The sequence below is a fragment of the Mycobacterium sp. genome (assembly GCF_050701675.1).
Classification (GTDB): Bacteria; Actinomycetota; Actinomycetes; order Mycobacteriales; family Mycobacteriaceae; genus Mycobacterium.
Map to the genome: position 1 here is coordinate 1 of NZ_JBOGDD010000623.1, position 1,897 is coordinate 1,897.

Here is a 1,897-nt window from a genome sequence, read left to right on the forward strand (position 1 = left end):
ATGTTCGGGTGTCGGGACTATCGCCGGCCGGCGAGCAGTACATCGACTTCGCCGCCACCTCCGATGCGGGGCCATACCTGAGCGACGGAAGCGTCATACGGCAGGGCAAGGCGACCGTACCGGTCAGTTTGGCGAAATTGCTCGCCGACGCGGACGGGGCGCTGGCCCAGGTCGACACGGCCAAACTCGAGATCATCAAGAAGGAGTTGAGCCTCAGCGATGCTGGGCCGCAGAAGCTCGCCGACATCATCGACGGCGGCACCTTCCTGTTGTCGGCACTCGATTCGGTGCTTCCGGAGACGACGACCGTGCTGCGGTCCAGCCGGATAGTACTGACGATGGCCGCCGACAAGAGCGCCGGAATCACCGTCGCCTCGGACAATTTGAGCCGGACCCTCGACGGCATCAACCGGATGCGCGACGGCTACCGCCGGCTCACCGAGCAGGCACCGGGTTCCCTGAACGCTGTCGATGACCTGTTCGCCGACAACTCAGACACCATGGTGCAACTGCTCGGGAGCCTCACCACCACCTCACAACTGCTGTATCTGCGGGTGCCCGCCCTCAACGCGCTCTTCCCCAACTACCGCACCTCCGCACTCGATGCCATCGGCAGCGTCATGCACGATCACGGGCTGTGGGCGACAGGCGATATCTACCCGCGTTACTCGTGCGACTACGGAACCCCCCGCCGGTCACCGTCTTCGGCGGACTACCCGGAACCGTTCATGTACACCTACTGCCGCGACGATCATCCCGGTGTGCTGGTCCGCGGGGCCAAGAACGCGCCGCGGCCGGCCGGCGACGACACCGCGGGTCCGCCGCCTGGCGCGGATCTCGGCAGAATCACCGACCCGACCCCGCAGGGCCGGTTCACCATTCCCACCCCATACGGCGGCCCAGTGCTGCCGATCGAGCCACCCCGTTGAATCACCGACCCGCCGATCCGAGGAGATGATGATGACAGTGACGACAGACGACAAGGCCGAGACCGAGGACGAAAGTGCCTCTGATGAGGTGGAATCCGCGCCAGCCGGCGATACCGCTGACACAGCCGCCGAGGCAGACGAACAGGACTCGGACGCCGATGCCACCGATGTCGACGAGGAGGAACGCCGGCAACGGTCATGGCCGCGTCGCGTGCTCGTGTCCGTAGTGACCGTGGTCTTCGTTGCGGCGCTTGGTGTGTCGGGGACTCTTGGCTGGATGTGGTGGCAACAACGGGAGCTGACGCGTGCGGGCCAGCAAGCCGAGCAGGCGGCAGTCGCGTATGCGCAGATCTTGACCAGCATCGACTCCAACAAGGTCGACGAGAACTTCAATCAGGTCCTCGACGGCGCGACCGGTGAGTTCAAGGACATGTATTCGCAGTCCAGCAGCCAGCTCCGCCAGTTGCTCATCGACAACAAGGCGTCAGCCCACGGGGTCGTCGTCGAGTCGGCGATCCAGTCCGAAACCAAGAACAAAGTGGTCGTGCTGCTCTTCGTCGACCAATCGGTGTCGAACACCAACGTTCCCGATCCGCGCATCGACCGCAGCAGGATCAAGATGACCATGGAATTCGTCGACGGTCGTTGGCGGGCAAGCCAAGTCACGCTGCCCTGATGATCGGAGTGCGAATATGCAGATGAGCCTGCTTCTCGGTGCGGCCGCCGCGGTGCTGACAGTTGCCGTCACCGCTCCCGCCGCGGCGGCTTCGGCGGTGTCGTTCTGCGACGAGCTGGGCGGACAGTGGAACGGTCAATCTTGTCAGACTTCGGTGCGCTCGGAACGCAATGCGGTACGCGACATCACGGTGGCGATCCCCTCCGAACTCGTCGACGACGCCGTTGCCGGACCAGTCGTCCGTGAATACCTGAGGACTCTGGTCGAGAACTGGAAGCGGGTCGGCGTGCAC

At 64.4% G+C, this 1,897-nt stretch carries 3 protein-coding genes; all 3 read left to right on the plus strand.

What is annotated here, in order from left to right; translation table 11 throughout:
- Positions 1-929: MCE family protein (locus ACRDUX_RS19180; RefSeq protein ID WP_526415606.1), on the plus strand; the 929-nt coding region annotated here is incomplete at its 5' end.
- Positions 930-954: 25 nt separating this feature from the next.
- Complete coding sequence (locus ACRDUX_RS19185; protein ID WP_526415607.1) at positions 955-1,605, plus strand: Rv1363c family protein; 651 nt, start codon at positions 955-957, stop codon at positions 1,603-1,605.
- 22 nt (positions 1,606-1,627) lie between these two features.
- A partial coding sequence (locus ACRDUX_RS19190; RefSeq protein WP_526415608.1) for a mannan-binding protein occupies positions 1,628-1,897 on the plus strand: 270 nt, incomplete at its 3' end.